The sequence below is a fragment of the Streptomyces sp. NPDC050743 genome (assembly GCF_044456925.1).
Taxonomy (GTDB): Bacteria; Actinomycetota; Actinomycetes; order Streptomycetales; family Streptomycetaceae; genus Streptomyces.
On sequence record NZ_JBITGJ010000055.1, the window covers coordinates 45326 to 60843 of the forward strand.

Genomic DNA, 15518 nt, shown 5'->3' on the forward strand with positions numbered 1-15518 from the left:
CCCCGGGAGCCTCGACCGGGGCGGCGAGGTCCAGCCGAAGAAGCCTACGGTGCGCGCGCACCCCGCCGGGGACGGCCCCGCGCACGGCACCTTTTCGGCTCGCTAAAGTAAGTCAAGCGCTTGACTTAAAACTTGGCCGGTCCCCCGGCCGGTGTCCGTTCGTCCATGAACCGCTCCTCGGAAGGTCCCTCTTCTCATGTCCGACGCCCCCGCCCGGCCCGCCGCGGCCGGCAGATCCGTTCCGTCGCGGCCCGGTGCCGTGGTCGCGGTGCTGGCCCTGGCCGGTATCACCGTGTCGCTGATGCAGACCCTGGTGATCCCGATCGTCCCGGAGCTGCCCGGCTATCTGCACGCCTCGGCGTCCGACGCCGCCTGGGCGGTCACGGCCACCCTGCTGGCGGCCGCCGTCGCCACTCCGGTGGCGGGCCGGCTCGGCGACATGTTCGGCAAGCGGCGCCTGCTGCTGGTCAGCCTGGTGCTGCTGGCGGCCGGTTCGGTGGTGTGCGCGCTCAGCGACGCCCTGGTCCCGATGATCGTCGGGCGTGCCCTCCAGGGCCTGGCCGCGGCCGTCGTGCCGCTCGGCATCAGCATCATGCGGGACGAGCTGCCGCCGGAGAAGCTGGCCGGCTCGACCGCTCTGATGAGCGCCTCGCTCGGCGTCGGCGGTGCGCTCGGTCTGCCCGCCGCCGCGTTCATCGCCGACCACTTCGACTGGCATGTGCTGTTCTGGACGTCCGCCTCCCTCGGCGTCGTCGCCTTCGCGTTCGTCCTGACCCTGGTGCCGGAGTCCAGCGTGCGCATGGGAGGCCGCTTCGACCTCGTCGGGGCGCTCGGCATGGCCGTCGGGCTCGTCTCGCTGCTGCTCGCCGTCTCCAAGGGTGCCGACTGGGGCTGGGGCAGCGGCACCACCCTGGGTCTGTCCGCGCTGGCGGTCGTCGTCCTGGCGTCCTGGGGCGTCTTCGAACTGCGCACAAGCGCCCCGCTGGTGGACCTGCGCACCACGGCCCGCCGCCAGGTGCTCTTCACCAACCTGGCGTCCGTCGCGTTCGGCTTCTCGATGTTCGCGATGTCGCTGGTCCTGCCGCAGCTGCTCCAGCTGCCCACGCAGACCGGCTACGGCCTCGGCCGGTCCATGCTCACCGTGGGGCTGGTCATGGCCCCGCAGGGCCTGGTGATGATGGCCATGGCACCCGTGTCCGCCATGATCACCAAGGCGCGGGGTCCGAAGACCACCCTGATGCTGGGAGCGCTGATCGTCGCCGCCGGGTACGGCCTCAACATCGTGATGATGAGCGAGGTCTGGCAGCTGGTCCTGGTCTCCTGCGTCATCGGCGCGGGCGTCGGCTTCGCCTACGGCGCCATGCCGGCCCTGATCATGGGCGCGGTCCCGCCGTCGGAGACGGCCGCCGCGAACAGCCTCAACACGCTGATGCGCTCCATCGGCACGTCCGTGGCCAGCGCCACCGCCGGGGTGATCCTGGCGCAGATGACGATCAGCCTCGGCGGCCACACGCTGCCCTCCGAGAACGGCTTCAAGGTCGTCATGGCCATCGGCGCGGGCGCGGCGATCCTGGCCTTCGCCCTCGCGTCCTTCCTCCCCCGCCCCCGCCCGGCCACCCCGGCCCCCGCGCCGGCGCCCACGGAGCCCTCGGCGGAGACGGTCGGCTGAGGCGGTCGGCCGAGGCGGGCCGGAGTCGCCGACAGGGGCCCTGAGCCAGGCGCTACGCGTCTTCGAGGATTCGGCGCAGGTGGGCTGCGATCCGGCAGCGATGCCCCCGGAGGGGAGGAGGCGCGTGAGCCGGCCGAGGCGGTCGGCACGTGCCCGCCGGGAGGAGCCCGTGCGGCCGCACTCCCCCGGCCACACTCCCCGCAACGGTTCCCTTCGACCGGTGCCCGGCCCGGACCCACGGCGGTCCCGCGCCGGGCACCGCTCACTGCCCCGTGGGTTCTGCTGTGACCGTCCGCCATGCCATGGCCGGACTGGCTGGACGGTGGCCGTCGCGGCGGCTCGAAGTCCGCTGTGCGACGGATATCGCCGGAGGCCGGGCGTCGCCGTCCGTGTCCGCGGCATGCGCAGGCGACCCGGGCCCGTTCAGGGGAACCGGCGGCCGAAGGGGCGTGAGGGCACCGGGAGCGGTCGAGATCTTCAGCCGTGACCGCCATGCCCCTGCCACTCATCGCGCCCATGCTCGCCACTCCCGGCGCCCTGCCGCCGGCCGCCCAGGACCAGCGGTGGGCGTACGAGACCAAGCAGGACGGCCAGCGGGTGATGGTCTATCTGCCCGGCGACGGCAGCCTGCTGCTGCGCGCCCGCTCGGGTGAGGACATCACCGCGGCCTACCCCGAACTGCGGCCGCTCGGCGGCGCGCTGGGCACCACGCCCGCCGTACTGGACGGCGAGGTGCTGGCCCTCGACGAACGGGGCCGGGCCGACTTCCAGCTGCTGCAGAGCCGGATGGGCCTCGCACACGCCCCCGCGTGGGCGGCACGCCGGGCCGCCCAGGTACCGGTGCATCTGGTGCTGTTCGACGTGCTGTACCTCGAGGAGCCCCTGCTGCGGCAGCCCTACGTACGGCGGCGGGCCCGGCTGACGGAACTGGGTTTGGCCGGGCCGCACTGGTCGACTCCGGGTGCGGTGACCGGCCATGGCGCCGAGGCGCTCGCCGCGACCAGGGAACACGGCCTGGAGGGTCTGGTGTGCAAGCGGCTGGACTCGGTGTACGAGCCCGGGGTCCGCTCCCGTGCCTGGATCAAGATCCGGAACATGCACGCCGAGGACGTGATCGTCGGCGGCTGGCTGCCCGGCAAAGGACGGCTGAGCGGGCTGCCCGGCGCGGTGCTGGTCGGACAGCGCGACGCGGCCGGCCGGCTGCGGTACGTCGGCGGGGTGGGCACCGGCTGGAGCGAGGCCGAGCGGACGGAGCTGGCCACGCTGCTGCGGGACGCGGCGAGCGAGCGGTGCCCCTTCGATCCGGTGCCGCGTGTCCCGGGCGCCCGCTGGGTACTGCCCCGGCTGGTCGGCGAGGTCAGCTACAGCACCCGTACCCAGGCAGGACTGCTGCGCCAGCCGTCCTGGCTGCGGTTCCGCCCGGACCTCGCCCCCGAGGAATCCGCAGCGGACCTGCCAGAGGGCTTCGGCTGAGCAGACACGCCGGCAGCCGCCCTGCCACACGTGCGCCGCCCTGCCGCTCGGTGCGCGCCGCGTCCGGGACGCCGCCATGGACGCCCGCGCACCGAGCCCCCATCATGGCCGGATGGATCTTCACGTGGAGCTGCCCCCGGCGATCGACGCGGCCGGACTGCTAGCCCTCGCCGAGGGGCATCACGGCCGTACCGCCCGGGCGCTGGGTGTCCGGGAAGCCGTCGGTCACCTCGTCAAGGTGTACGCGCTGCACGCGCCGGGACGTACGGTCGGTCCGCAGGCCGTGGACACGGCGCTGGACCTGGCCGCGGGCCATCTGACCCTGGGACGGGTGCGCGGCTCGCTGGGCCTCGCGGTGCTGATCGTGCACGCGGGCGGCGACGGCGACTACGTCCTCGTGCACAGCTGGATCGAGGGACACATGTCCGACCTGGCCGTGTTCACGGGCCCGGCCGGGCGGCCGGCCGAGCTGCGGCCGGGCCGGGCGGGGCTCGCGCCGTGCGTCTGGGAGGCCGCGCTGCTGGCGCACGAGCGGGAGGCGTTCTCCCGGCACGTCCTGGACGGCACGGGCCCGCTCGCCGAGCGCCTGACCGCCTGGGGCACAGACACCCTGGAGGGCGAGGTCCGGTGACCGGCACTCCGCTGGTGCGGCCCGCCGGCCGCGCCGATCTGCCGCGCGTGGCCGAACTGGCCGCCCAGCACGCGGAGTACGAGCGCGCCGCCCCGCCCGTGCCGGACCTCGCCGCCCGGCTGGCCGCCCTGCTGTTCGACACGCCCACCCCGCGGCTGCGCTGCCTGGTCGCCGAGGCCCCGGACGGCGAGATCGTCGGCTACGCCACCTGCGCGCCCGAGCTGTCCACCCGGGACGGGCGGGAGTTTCTGCACATGGACTGCCTGTTCCTGGCCCCCGGCCACCGCGGTCTCGGCCTCGGCCCGCTGCTCATGGAGGCGGTGGTCGCCGAGGCGCGGCGGCTCGGCGTCGCTCAGGTGCAGTGGCAGACGCCCGCCTGGAACGAGGGCGCGGTCCGGTTCTACGACCGGCTCGGCGCCCGCGCGAAGGAGAAGCTGCGCTACACCCTTCCGGTCGGCGAAGCCGGCGCCTGAACCGGGCACCGGCCGCCGCCCGGGAGCTGTGTCCACGGCTCATCGGGGCCGCGGGTACCGGGACGGCGTCCTTCGAGGAGACCGCGGTGTTCGACACGGTCCCTGACCGGACGTCGGGTCCGAAGGTCTATCGTGTCCCCATGTCCGTCCCGGAATTGATCCGTATCGTCTCCCGCGACTCCCCCATGGCCCTGGCCCAAGTCGAGCGGGTCCGCGCCGAGTTGGCCGTGCTGCACCCCGATGTGCGCACCGAGGTGGTGCCGGTGAAGACCACCGGCGACAAGTGGCTCGGCGACCTGTCCCAGGTCGAGGGCAAGGGGGCGTTCACCAAGGAGGTCGACGCGGCCCTGCTGGCCGGGGAGGCCGATCTCGCGGTGCACTGCGTCAAGGACGTGCCCGCCGACCGGCCGCTGCCCGCCGGGACGGTCTTCGCCGCGTTCCTGAAGCGGGACGACATCCGGGACGCGCTGATCCACCCGTGCGGGCTCACCCTGGACGAGTTGCCGGCCGGCACCCGGATCGGCACCTCCGCGGTGCGCCGGGTGGCCCAACTGGCGGCCACGCACCCGCATCTGGAGTGCGTGCCGTTCCGCGGCAACGCCAACCGCCGGCTGGAGAAGCTGGCCGCCGGGGATGCCGACGCCCTGCTGCTGGCGGTGTCCGGTCTGGAGCGGATCGGCCGCACGGATGTGATCAGCGAGGTGCTGTCGACCGAGACGATGATGCCGCCGATCGGCGCGGGCATCCTCGCCCTGCAGTGCCGGGAGGACGACACCGCCCTGATCGACGCCGTCAGCGGGCTCGGCGATCCGGACACCTACCGGGAGGCGACGGCCGAGCGGATGTTCCTGCATGTGCTGCAGGGCCACTGCAACAGCCCGATCGCCGGCTACGCGCGCGTGGATCGCGGCGGGGAGCTGTCCCTGCGGGCCTGTGTGTTCACCCCGGACGGCAAGACCAGGCTGAACGCCCACGAGTGGGCGGGCCGGCTCGACCCGGCCACGCTCGGCACCTCGGTCGCGGTGGCGCTGCTACGACAGGGCGCGCGGGAGATCATCGACGGCATCCCGCACTGACCGTACGGCACCGAGGTCGGCGCCGCCCGGGTCAGGCGGTGCCGGGCTCCGTCTGGTCCTTCAGGAAGGCGCTGACCTGGTGGGCCAGGCTGCCCTGCCCGGCGGCCGCGGGGGCGACCGCCGTGGACGCCTCCAGGACACCGATGCCGCCGGTCCACAGCCGGCGGTCGGCCCACTCCTCCTCCACCCGCAGCTGCACCTGCACGTCCACGTGGCTCAGGGCGGCCTCGGGGGCGGCGGCGTAGATCACGGCGGTGGCCCGGCGCAGCGGGTAGACGTCGAAGCCCTCGATGAACTGCGAGTTGCGCCAGTCGATGAATGCGCCCTCGCCGTCCGGGCCGACCCGGACGTCGATCTGGCCGTCCTCCAGGTGGATGCCGTAGTGCCGGGCGCCACGGTTCTCGACCGTCACCCGGACACTGAAGTACGCCAGCCCGGCGGCGGCGTCGTCGCGTCCGCGCGGCGGCTCGGCTGCCTCCAGACGGTGGACGCGGATCCGCAGACCGGCATGCTCGTCGTACTCGTGCCAGTCCCCGACCACGTTCGGCTCGTACACAGTGCCCCTCTCGACCTTCGAGAGTTGCTGTCTATCTGTGCGCTGAGCGCACTGTCAAATGAGCAGAATGCGCTGTGGCCAGCGGGTTCGCCCGCTTTGATCGGTGATCAAGCGCTGCGCAGGAACGATGCGTTCGCGACCCTTTCGACGGGGGCAGGGGTGCGTGCCGCACATCACGTCCGCGGCAAGATCACCGGGCCAGCCGGCCGAGCAGCGCGGAGGCCGCGGTGATGCCGAGCGCGGCGGCCAGCGCCAGGACGGCGAAGTCGGTGCCGAGGTGCGCGGGCGTACCGAGCAGCAGGCCACGCAGCGCGTCGACCTGATAGCTCAGCGGATTGACCTTGCTGACGGCCTGGAGCCAGCCCGGCATCACCGAGATGGGGTACAGGGGAACAGCGGCATGGTGATCGCCTGGCCGAAGCCCATCAGGCGGTCGCGGCTGAGCACGATGCCGGCGATGGTCATCGACAGACAGGAGAAGAACGCCGAGGCGAGGACGACGGCGAACGCGACGCCGAGCAGCTTCAGCGGGTTCCAGGTGAGGGCGACGCCGAGCGCGGCGGCGATGACGATCACGACGATCGCCTGGATCAGCGACTTCACCCCGGCGGCGAACGCCTTGCCGGTGATCAGTGCCGAGCGCGGGGTCGGGGTGACCAGGAGCTTGTTCAGGATGCCCGCGTCGCGTTCCCAGATGATCTGGATGCCGTAAAAGATCGCGATGAACATGGCCGACTGGGCGATGATGCCGGGCGCCATGAAGTCGATGTACGGCACGCCGCCGGTGGGAATCGCCCGGATCCGGGTGAAGGTCTGACCGAAGATCAGCAGCCACAGGGCGGGCTGGACCGCGCGGGTGTACAGCTCGGTGCGGTCGTGCCGCAGCTTCTGCAGCTCTACGGCGCACATGGCGCCGACCCGGGCGGGCAGCAGCCGCCAGCCGGCGCGCGGCACGGGCGGGCTGAGCAGCAGGGCGGCGTCGCTGCCGGGGGCGCGGTCAGCCGACTCGGCGCGCGGTGCGGCGGGTGCTGCGGACATCGCGGAAACCTCCTCCGGAGTGGGCGTCGAGGCCGCTGCCGGCGACGTCGCGGAAGACGTCCTCCAGCGTGGGCAGGGTGTCGGTGCCCTGGCGTTCGGCGAGGCCGCGGCGCAGCTCGGCGGGGGTGCCGAGGGCGCGGATGCGGCCGCGGTGCATCAGGCCGACCCGGTCGCAGTACTGGTCGGCCTCGTCCATGTAGTGCGTGGTGACGAGGACGGTCATCCCGGTGGCCGCGCGGACGGCGTTGATGTGCTCCCAGACGCCGGTGCGGGCGATCGGGTCGAGCCCGACGGTCGGCTCGTCGAGGATCAGCAGCCGAGGCGCGCTCACCAGCGCCTGGGCCAGCTCCAGGCGGCGGACCATGCCGCCGGAGTAGGTCCCGGCGAGCCGGTCGGCGGCGTCCGCGAGGCCGACGGCGGCCAGCGCCTGGCCGACCCGTGCGGCACGCTCGCGGCGGGGGACGTCGAAGACCCGGGCGAACAGGGCGACGTTCTCCCGGCCGGTCAGCCCGCTGTCGGCGGACAGCTGCTGCGGGACGTAGCCGAGCAGCCGACGCACCGCCATCCGCTCCTTGGCCGCGTCGTGCCCGAAGACACCGACCATGCCGGCGGGGACGGGCAGCAGGGTGGTGATGCAGCGGATGGCGGTGGTCTTCCCGGCACCGTTCGGCCCGAGCAGCCCGAACACCTCACCTTCCCGGACGGCCAGATCGAGCCCGTCGACGGCATTGGTGTCCCCGAAGGCATAGGCGAGCCGGGTACAGCTGACGGCATCGGCGACGGGCGCGGGCGTGACCCCGTGAGGTGCGGCTACGGGGTCGGCCCTGGGCGCGGAGGCGGCCGGGGGACGCGCGGCAACACGGTCGGCGTCGGACGCCGAGCCAGCCGGCGGACGCGCGGCTTCGGCGCCAGTACCGACGCCGTCGGCGGGCTCGGCAGCCGCGCCGACGGCTCCCGCGGAGCCCATAACAGCGGTGGGTGCGCCGGACGCTTCGGCAGGCGCACCAGGGGCCGCATCGGCGCCGACGACTTCGGCGGGTACGTCGGTGGCTGGGGCCGAGGCATCGGGGCTGCCGGCGGTGTCCATGGAGTCGTCGGTGCCGGGCGCGTTGTCCGGGGTTTCGGTGCTGTTTCTCGTCATGCCCTCTGGACCTCCGTCATGCTTCCTCGGCCTCCTCGTGCAGGCCGGCCGCCAGCTTGCGCAGGGCCGGGAGGGCGGCGCGGAGGGCCTCGCGGTCGGTGTCGTCAAGGCGGGACACGTGCCGGCCGACCAGTTCGGCCCGGCGCCGCTTCCAGTCGCCGAGCCGTTTCTCGGCTGCCGCGGTCAGCTGCAGCCGGGCCGCGCGCCGGTCGGCGGGGTCGGTCTCGCGGAGCAGGTATCCGCCCCGGACCAGCTGGTTGACCAGGGTCGACACGGAGTTGCCCGCCAAGTGGAGAGCCTTCGCCGCGTCCGAGACGCCGATGCCGGGCCGGGACTCGACGAGCCGGAGCAGTTCCACCTCGGCACCGCGCAGCCGGGGCACGCTCAGACCGCCGCGCAGCCGTCGCCGGATCAGCCGCTGGATGCGCACCAGCGCGTCCGCCAGCTCCTGCGGGAAGGTCTCGGACTCCGTTGCCGCTCGCTGCGCCGCCCTGTCGGGTTCCACGCCAGAAGATTACCTCTGTTACAGAGATATAGGCGCCAAGCGGAAGTCAAAGATCGACCTGACTTCATCCCATTTGTACTTAATTGGTTTGCGATGTCCGTGAGGGGGAATGCGATGGACAGTGCTTCGGACCGTAGGCACGTCCGTGGGAGTCGGCTCTTCGCCGTACGCCCCGCTTCCCCTTTCTCTGGTCCGAGCGCGCGCCTCCCACGGTGTCTGTACACCCAGCACCTGCTGAGAGAGGTGCGCATCATGCCTGTCACCGGCAGCACGACGTCACGTCCCCACCCACACGACGACGCCCCCGACACGGCGGAGTCCTTCGAGCGGCTCGCACAGCTGCCCGACGGCCCCGAGCGGCGGGCGTTGCGCGATGAGCTGGTCGAATTGTGGCTTCCCATGGCCGAGCGGATCGCCGTGCGGTTCCGTGGCCGCGGGGAGACCCTGGAGGACCTGTACCAGGTGGCCGCCCTCGGTCTGGTGAAGGCCGTCGACCACTACGACCCCGGGCGTGGCCGTGCCTTCGAGGCGTATGCCGTGCCCACCATCACCGGTGAGATCAAGCGGCACTTCCGTGATCACATGTGGACCCTGCACGTGCCGCGCCGGGTGCAGGACCTGCGCAACCGGGTCCGCTCCGCCGGCAAGGAACTGGCCCAGAGCACCTCGGGGCGCCCGCCCACCGTGGCGGAGATCGCCGAGTGCACGCGGCTCAGCGAGGACGAGGTGCGCACCGGCATGGAGGCGCTGGAGTGCTTCTCCGCGCTGTCCCTGGACGCCGAGGTGGCCGGCACCGACGGCTACGCCCTCGGGGACTCCCTGGGCGGCCCCGACCCCGGATACGACCTGGTGGTCGACCGGGCCGCGGTCAAGCCGTGTCTCGCGGCGCTGCCGGAACGCGAGCGGATCATTCTGTACCTGCGGTTCTTCCGCGGGATGACGCAGAGCCGGATCGCCCAGCAGCTGGGTATCTCGCAGATGCACGTCTCGCGGCTGCTCAGCAGCTGCTTCGACCGGCTGCGCGAGGAACTGCTCGCCGAGGCCCGCTGAATCCGGGCCCGCCGAGATCCGCCGAATCCACGCCCGCCGAATCCGCCGGCGCGTCCCCCGCCCCCGTCGCGGCTCACCCCTCGAAGGTCCCGGGCACCTGCGTGGGGCCGTACCGGTCGAGGGCGTACTCCAGCTCGGCGCGGACCTCGGGCGGGATGTCGCCCCGGCGGCCCCAGACGAGGATCAGCTCCGCGATGTTGCGCAGCTTGATGTTCGTGTGCTGCGAGACCTCCCTCAGCACCTCCCAGCCCTCGTCCGGCGACACCCTGCCCAGGGCCACCACCATCCCGATCGCCTGGTCGACGACCGCGTGGGAGATCACGGCCTCCTTCATCTGGTCGACCTCGGCCTGCAGCTCGGAGAGGCGGTCGGGCTCGTTCGCTCCCATGTCCCCATCGTGCTCGCCTGCCTGGGGCGATGCCACCGGGGGTACTCGACAGGCACCCGACCCCCTTCCGGTTGGACACTGGAGCGAGAACGGTGGCCGCCCGGCCCCGAGAGCAGGACGCGACCGACATGAACCACAACGCACCCGTCAGTGGTGGACCGCGGAAGCGAGACGTCGTCTCCACGCACTCTGTCTTCGGCGCCCCATGCTGGGTGAGCCTGACCAGTCGTGACCTCGAGGCCACCCAGGACTTCTACACGGCCGTCCTGGGCTGGCGCTGGCGCGGCGCGAAACTCGGCGAGCACTTCCGGATCGCGCTGGCGGACGGCGTGCCGGTGGCCGGGATCGCCGCCGTGGCCGCCATGTGGCAGATGGCCGTGGCCTGGACGCCGTACTTCGCCGTGCCGGACGCCGACGTGGCGGTGGCCCGGGTCCGCGAACGCGGCGGTACGGCGGCCGTCGGGCCGCTGTCCTTCCCGCCGGGGCGTGCCGCGCTGCTCGCCGACCGGGATGGGGCCACGTTCGGCATCTGGCAGGGGGAACTGGTCGCCAACTGGGAGGCCTGGCGGGGGGCGTCGCCCACCTTCATCCGGCTGCACACCCGAGACGCCTTCGACGCCGCGATGTTCTACGGCGAGATCCTCGACTGGGCGTCCGGGCTGCCGGGCTGTTGCGAGGTGGAGTACGACGGCGGCGAGGTGGTGCTGCGCAGCCAGGGCGACATCGTGGCGCGCATCGACTCGGGCGCGGTGGAGTCGGCACCGGATCCCTCCGTACGGCCGCACTGGCAGATCCACTTCACCGTCGCGGACGTCACGGACTGCGCCCGGGCGGCGGAGAAGCACGGCGGCAGCGTGCTGAGCGAGGACGAGACGGAGGCGATCCTGCGGGACGCCGACGGCGCGCAGTTCACGGTTACGGCACGCGCCGCTCGCTGACACGCCGATGCGGCCCCGCTCCCCCTGCGGAGCCGCAGTGCCCTCGGTTTCGTAGCCCCGCGACCGGCCGCGACGCATGCGCGGACGGTCGGTCAACTCGCCACCCGCGACGGTCTGGACAGCAGGATCAGACTCCGGGCCTCCACGCGAAGCCGCGTGCCGGCCTTGCGTTCGCGCTCGTCGGGGATGCCGTCCGGGTCGGCGGTGTCGATCAGGGTGGTCCACCGTTCGCCGAAGCTGCCGTCGGGCAGGCGGAAGTCGACCGGTTCCCAGTAGCCGTTGACGAGCAGCAGGAAGGAGTCGTCGACCATCCGGCGGCCGTAGGCGTCGCGTTCGGCGATGGCGTCGCCGTTGAGGAACACCCCCACCGAGTGCGCGTCCCCGCGCTGCCAGTCCCGGCCGGTCATCTCACGGGCGTCGGGCCTGAGCCACATCAGGTCGGGCAGCGGTTGCCTCGCATGGGTCGCGGTCTCGCCGCGGAAGAAGCGGCGGCGGCGCAGCACGGGGTGCGCGGCGCGCAGAGCGATCAGATGCCGGGTGAAGTCCGCGAGGCTGCGCTGCTCCTCCGTCAGCCCCCAGTCCACCCAGGAGATTTCGTTGTCCTGGCAGTAGGCGTTGTTGTTGCCCTGCTGCGTGCGACCGAGTTCGTCGCCGTGGCAGAGCATCGGGATGCCCTGCGACAGCAGTAGGGTGGCGAGCAGGTTGCGCTGCTGGCGGGCGCGCAGTTCGAGGACGGCCGGGTCCTTGGTGGCGCCCTCGACGCCGCAGTTCCAGGACCGGTTGTGGCTCTCGCCGTCCCGGTTGTCCTCGCCGTTGGCCTCGTTGTGCTTGTCGTTGTACGACACCAGGTCGCGCAGCGTGAAACCGTCGTGCGCTGTGACGAAGTTGACGCTCGCGCGCGGCCGGCGCCTGCTGTGCTGGTACAGGTCGGAGGAGCCGGTCAGCCGGGAGGCGAACTCGCCGAGCGAGCCGGGCTCGGCCCGCCAGAAGTCCCGCACGGCGTCCCGGTACTTGCCGTTCCACTCCGACCACAGCGGCGGGAAGTTGCCGACCTGGTAGCCGCCCTCCCCCACGTCCCAGGGCTCGGCGATGAGCTTGACGCGGCTGATCACCGGGTCCTGCTGGATCAGGTCGAAGAACGCCGAGAGCCGGTCCACCTCGTGGAACTGCCGCGCCAGCGTGGCCGCGAGGTCGAAGCGGAAGCCGTCGACACGCATCTCGGTGACCCAGTACCGCAGCGAGTCCATGATCAGCTGGAGCACGTAAGGGTGCCGCATCAGCAGGCTGTTGCCGGTGCCGGTGGTGTCGTAGTAGTGCGCCCAGTCGCCGTCGACCAGGCGGTAGTAGGACGCGTTGTCGATGCCCCGGAAGGACAGCGTGGGGCCCATCTCGTTGCCCTCGGCGGTGTGGTTGTACACCACGTCGAGGATGACTTCGAGGCCGGCCGCGTGCAGCGCCTTCACCATGGCCTTGAACTCGTTGACCTGCTGGCCGAGGGTGCCGAAGGCGGCGTAGGCGTTGTGCGGGGCGAAGAAGCCGATGGTGTTGTAGCCCCAGTAGTTGGACAGACCCCGGTCCTGCAGCACGCCGTCCTGTACGAACTGGTGCACCGGCATCAGCTCCACCGCGGTCACGCCGAGCGAGGTCAGGTGCTCGATGACGGCGGGGTGGGCGAGACCGGCGTAGGTGCCGCGCAGCCGCTCGGGGACGTCGGGGTGGGTGCGGGTCATGCCGCGCACATGGGCCTCGTAGATCACCGAGTCCGAGTACGGCGTCCGGGGCGGGCGGTCGTCGCCCCAGTCGAAGTACGGGTCGGTGACCACGCCCAGCATGGAGTGCCCGGCGCTGTCGGCCGGTGCCGGGCCGTCCGGGTCGCGTTCGTACAGCGAAGCGTGGTTGTCGATCTGGCCGTCCACGGCGCGCGCGTAGGGGTCGAGCAGCAGCTTCGCCGGATTGCAGCGGTGGCCGAGCGAGGGCTGCCAGGGGCCGTGCACCCGGTACCCGTAGCGCTGGCCCGGCGCGATGCCGGGCAGGTAGGCGTGCCAGACGAATCCGTCGACCTCGTGCAGCCGCACCGGGGTCTGGGTGCCGGCCTCGTCGACGAGGATCAGGTCGACCCGCTCGGCCACCTCGCTGAACAGGGCGAAGTTAGTGCCCTGTCCGTCGAACGCGGCCCCCAACGGGTAGGGCTGCCCGCTCCACACGGGCAGCCCTTTCCTTCTCCTGCGGGCGGTCACCGGCTGCCCTCCAGGGCGTCGTCCGAAGCAGCCGCCGTGGCGAGCATGTCGTCCATGGCTCCCGCGGGCGCGGCCAGCACCGCCACGGGCGTCTCGCGCGGCACCTGCAGCCCCTGCCGCAGGGTCGGCGCGGGGGCGGTCGGGACCAGCGGGACGCGCTGACCGGCACGGGCCCGCTGCGAGAACCAGATGATCTTGCTGCCGGTGTCCGAGGCGCAGCAGCCCCAGCCGTCGCTCATGGCGGCGATGTCCGCCAGGCAGGACCGCAGGTCCTGGTCGGGGCGCAGGTCCGGGTCGTCGCCGCCGAAGGCGGTGATGAGGTGCTGGCCGTTCCACCACATCTCGATGGAGGTGTGTTTGTCCGTCGCATGCTCGTCGATCGCCCGCAGCAGCAGTTCGGCGCCGCGGCAAACGGGATCCGCGAGGTTCTCGAGGTCCCAGTAGCGGAGGTGGGCGGCCAGGATGCGGCTGACCTGTCCCACCCGTTCCGGGCTGACTTCCACGTCGAGGTGGTAGTAGCAGGGCACTGCGGTCTTCATCGTCGCTTGCTCCTCACCGGCGAAGCTCTCGCTCCCCTCGCCCGTCCGGGAGAGGTCCCGGATGTCCGTCCGGGAGGGATCCCGGACACATAGCGTGAGTGCTGATCGCTTCTGAGTCACCTCCACGGTGACCGCACTACGCCATTCGTGCAACACGAGGGCACGACACACATCCCTCGTTGAAGATCCAACAAGACGCTGCGTCGTCGTCCGTGCACCATAAGTGAAAGCCTCGATCGCCGTAACGGTGCCGTGCCCTTCCGTGCGCGGACACCACCCGACCGTCGGGAACGCGCCCAGTCGAGAGCGTGGAAGGTGAAGAGGGCGATGCTGCTACCCGCCAAGGCCGAAGTGGCCCGGGCGTTGCGGCGTTTCCGGGCGTGGGAGCGCGTCATGCTCGCCTCGCCCCACGACCGCACGGTCCGGGCCACCTTCGAGGACTCGGGCTACACGCTGTGCGTACTGATGGGCAAACGCTGCGCCCGCGAGGCCGCGGACGCAGCCGAACGCTATCTGCGCACGAATCTGGTCACCTACCTGCGCGAGCAGGACGGACGGCCGCGGCCGCGCCGATCGACCAGAAGAGCGCCGCCATCGGAGCGGCGTTCCACGGCGCCAAGCCCCTGAGCTGGCACCGTACAAGGCGTTCCCCTCGGGGCCGGCGTGAGTCGGCCCCTCTCGGATCGCGAAGCCGGGCCGGGTGCCCGGCTTCGCGCACGGCGGAGGTGAGATACATGCGCAGGACCCCGGCCATCGGCCGTGTACCGGTACGCGACGTCCGGCCGGCCGTGGAGTGCGGCAGGCGCCCGGCGAAAGCGGTGGCCGGGGAGACCTTCCGGGTCACGGCCACCGTGTTCCGGGAAGGGCACGATGCCGTGGGTGCCAACGTGGTCCTGCGCGATCCCACGGGCCGCCGCGGCCCGTGGACGCCGATGCGGGAGCTGTCTCCCGGCAGTGACCTGTGGGGTGCGGACGTCACCCCGGACGCGACGGGCCGCTGGACCTTCCGGGTGGAGGCCTGGAGCCATCCGCTGGCGACCTGGCGGCACACCGCCTCGGTCAAGGTGCCGGCCGGGATCGACATCGGGCTGGTGCTGGAGGAGGGCGCCGAGCTGTACGAGCGTGCGGCCGCCGGAGTGCCGAAGGGCCCGGAGCGAAACGTCGTCCTCGCCGCCGCACAGGCCCTCGGCGACGACTCCCTGTCGGTGCACGAGCGCCTGAAGTCCGCCCTGTCGCCCGAGGTGGACGCGCTGCTGGACCGCTATCCGTTGCGGGAGCTGGTCACCGCCTCCGATCCGATGCCGCTGCTGGTGGAGCGCGAACGCGCCCTGTACGGGTCCTGGTACGAGTTCTTCCCGCGCTCCGAGGGCACGGCCGAGCAGCCGCACGGCACCTTCCGCACGGCGGCGCGCCGGCTGGAGGCGATCGCGGAGATGGGCTTCGACGTCGTCTACCTGCCGCCGATCCATCCCATCGGCACGACGTTCCGCAAAGGGCCCAACAACACGCTCACCGCCGGCCCGCAGGACGTGGGCGTGCCCTGGGCGATCGGCTCCCCCGAGGGCGGGCACGACGCCGTCCACCCCGGCCTGGGCACCCTCGAGGACTTCGACTTCTTCGTCGGCGAGGCGGAGAAGCTGGGCCTGGAGGTGGCGCTGGACTTCGCGCTCCAGTGCTCGCCCGACCATCCCTGGGTGCACAAGCATCCGGAGTGGTTCCATCACCGGCCCGACGGCACGATCGCGTACGCGGAGAACCCGCCGAAGAAGTACCAGGACATCTATCCGATCGCCTTCGACGCGGA

General features: G+C 72.2%; 14 protein-coding genes and 2 pseudogenes. 9 read left to right on the forward strand and 7 right to left on the reverse strand.

Annotated elements, in window-relative coordinates:
• Nucleotides 1-196 precede the first annotated feature (196 nt).
• The 5 genes from ACIBJF_RS35665 (at nucleotide 197) to hemC (ending at nucleotide 5322) form a co-directional block, all read left to right on the forward strand.
• Nucleotides 197-1669 carry an MFS transporter gene (locus ACIBJF_RS35665; RefSeq protein WP_399180103.1) on the forward strand — a complete coding sequence of 491 codons (1473 nt, stop codon included), beginning with the start codon at nucleotides 197-199 and terminating at the stop codon, nucleotides 1667-1669.
• 492 nt (nucleotides 1670-2161) lie between these two features.
• On the forward strand, nucleotides 2162-3142 hold the full coding sequence (locus ACIBJF_RS35670; RefSeq protein WP_399180131.1) for an ATP-dependent DNA ligase: 981 nt from the start codon (nucleotides 2162-2164) through the stop codon (nucleotides 3140-3142).
• A gap of 112 nt (nucleotides 3143-3254) precedes the next feature.
• Nucleotides 3255-3773, forward strand: a complete 519-nt coding sequence (locus ACIBJF_RS35675; protein ID WP_399180105.1) for a hypothetical protein — start codon at nucleotides 3255-3257, stop codon at nucleotides 3771-3773.
• Nucleotides 3770-4246 carry a GNAT family N-acetyltransferase gene (locus tag ACIBJF_RS35680; RefSeq protein WP_399180107.1) on the forward strand — a complete coding sequence of 159 codons (477 nt, stop codon included), beginning with the start codon at nucleotides 3770-3772 and terminating at the stop codon, nucleotides 4244-4246. The genes ACIBJF_RS35675 and ACIBJF_RS35680 overlap by 4 nt, the downstream gene beginning before the upstream one ends.
• Before the next feature lie 140 nt (nucleotides 4247-4386).
• Nucleotides 4387-5322, forward strand: a complete 936-nt coding sequence (hemC, locus tag ACIBJF_RS35685) for a hydroxymethylbilane synthase (RefSeq protein WP_399180109.1) — start codon at nucleotides 4387-4389, stop codon at nucleotides 5320-5322.
• Nucleotides 5323-5353: 31 nt separating this feature from the next.
• Here the strand turns inward: hemC and ACIBJF_RS35690 are convergent, their stop codons facing one another.
• From ACIBJF_RS35690 to ACIBJF_RS35705, 4 genes and pseudogenes are all read right to left on the reverse strand, one after another.
• Nucleotides 5354-5878: a hypothetical protein gene (locus tag ACIBJF_RS35690; RefSeq protein ID WP_399180111.1), complete on the reverse strand. Its 525-nt coding sequence runs from the start codon at nucleotides 5876-5878 to the stop codon at nucleotides 5354-5356.
• 190 nt (nucleotides 5879-6068) lie between these two features.
• Nucleotides 6069-6916: pseudogene (locus ACIBJF_RS35695) on the reverse strand (ABC transporter permease).
• Nucleotides 6876-7694: pseudogene (locus ACIBJF_RS35700) on the reverse strand (ABC transporter ATP-binding protein); the annotation flags it as partial. The pseudogenes ACIBJF_RS35700 and ACIBJF_RS35695, both read right to left, overlap by 41 nt.
• 379 nt (nucleotides 7695-8073) lie before the next feature.
• Nucleotides 8074-8562 carry a MarR family winged helix-turn-helix transcriptional regulator gene (locus tag ACIBJF_RS35705; protein WP_399180113.1) on the reverse strand — a complete coding sequence of 163 codons (489 nt, stop codon included), beginning with the start codon at nucleotides 8560-8562 and terminating at the stop codon, nucleotides 8074-8076.
• Between the two features lie 252 nt (nucleotides 8563-8814).
• On the opposite strand from ACIBJF_RS35705, the gene ACIBJF_RS35710 reads away from it, so the two are divergent.
• The gene (locus ACIBJF_RS35710) at nucleotides 8815-9612 is read left to right on the forward strand and encodes an RNA polymerase sigma factor SigF (protein WP_399180115.1); all 798 of its coding nucleotides are present in this window, start codon (nucleotides 8815-8817) and stop codon (nucleotides 9610-9612) included.
• A 73-nt stretch (nucleotides 9613-9685) separates the two neighbouring features.
• On the opposite strand, the gene ACIBJF_RS35715 is transcribed toward ACIBJF_RS35710, so the two are convergent.
• Nucleotides 9686-10000: an ANTAR domain-containing protein gene (locus ACIBJF_RS35715; RefSeq protein ID WP_399180117.1), complete on the reverse strand. Its 315-nt coding sequence runs from the start codon at nucleotides 9998-10000 to the stop codon at nucleotides 9686-9688.
• Nucleotides 10001-10128: 128 nt separating this feature from the next.
• Between ACIBJF_RS35715 and ACIBJF_RS35720 the strand changes: the two genes are divergently transcribed.
• Complete coding sequence (locus ACIBJF_RS35720; protein ID WP_399180119.1) at nucleotides 10129-10938, forward strand: VOC family protein; 810 nt, start codon at nucleotides 10129-10131, stop codon at nucleotides 10936-10938.
• Between the two features lie 92 nt (nucleotides 10939-11030).
• Here ACIBJF_RS35720 and glgX read toward each other — a convergent pair whose 3' ends face one another.
• Both glgX and ACIBJF_RS35730 read right to left on the reverse strand, forming a co-directional pair.
• Nucleotides 11031-13148: a glycogen debranching protein GlgX gene (glgX, locus tag ACIBJF_RS35725; protein ID WP_399180133.1), complete on the reverse strand. Its 2118-nt coding sequence runs from the start codon at nucleotides 13146-13148 to the stop codon at nucleotides 11031-11033.
• Nucleotides 13149-13171: 23 nt separating this feature from the next.
• Nucleotides 13172-13714 carry a pep a2 gene (locus ACIBJF_RS35730; RefSeq protein ID WP_399180121.1) on the reverse strand — a complete coding sequence of 181 codons (543 nt, stop codon included), beginning with the start codon at nucleotides 13712-13714 and terminating at the stop codon, nucleotides 13172-13174.
• Nucleotides 13715-14041: 327 nt separating this feature from the next.
• Here ACIBJF_RS35730 and ACIBJF_RS35735 point away from each other — a divergent pair, with 327 nt between their 5' ends.
• On the forward strand, nucleotides 14042-14341 hold the full coding sequence (locus ACIBJF_RS35735; RefSeq protein WP_399180123.1) for a DUF5133 domain-containing protein: 300 nt from the start codon (nucleotides 14042-14044) through the stop codon (nucleotides 14339-14341).
• A 107-nt stretch (nucleotides 14342-14448) separates the two neighbouring features.
• Nucleotides 14449-15518: maltotransferase domain-containing protein (locus ACIBJF_RS35740; RefSeq protein WP_399180125.1), on the forward strand; the 1070-nt coding region annotated here is incomplete at its 3' end.

Excerpts from the sequence above, each read along its gene's own strand:
- ACIBJF_RS35665 (WP_399180103.1), top strand. The coding sequence starts at position 197 with ATGTCCGACGCCCCCGCCCGGCCCGCCGCGGCCGGCAGATCCGTTCCG.
- ACIBJF_RS35670 (WP_399180131.1), top strand. The coding sequence starts at position 2,162 with ATGCCCCTGCCACTCATCGCGCCCATGCTCGCCACTCCCGGCGCCCTG.
- ACIBJF_RS35730 (WP_399180121.1), bottom strand. The coding sequence starts at position 13,714 with ATGAAGACCGCAGTGCCCTGCTACTACCACCTCGACGTGGAAGTCAGC.
- ACIBJF_RS35735 (WP_399180123.1), top strand. The coding sequence starts at position 14,042 with ATGCTGCTACCCGCCAAGGCCGAAGTGGCCCGGGCGTTGCGGCGTTTC.
- ACIBJF_RS35715 (WP_399180117.1), bottom strand. The coding sequence starts at position 10,000 with ATGGGAGCGAACGAGCCCGACCGCCTCTCCGAGCTGCAGGCCGAGGTC.
- ACIBJF_RS35675 (WP_399180105.1), top strand. The coding sequence starts at position 3,255 with ATGGATCTTCACGTGGAGCTGCCCCCGGCGATCGACGCGGCCGGACTG.
- ACIBJF_RS35710 (WP_399180115.1), top strand. The coding sequence starts at position 8,815 with ATGCCTGTCACCGGCAGCACGACGTCACGTCCCCACCCACACGACGAC.
- ACIBJF_RS35720 (WP_399180119.1), top strand. The coding sequence starts at position 10,129 with ATGAACCACAACGCACCCGTCAGTGGTGGACCGCGGAAGCGAGACGTC.
- hemC (WP_399180109.1), top strand. The coding sequence starts at position 4,387 with ATGTCCGTCCCGGAATTGATCCGTATCGTCTCCCGCGACTCCCCCATG.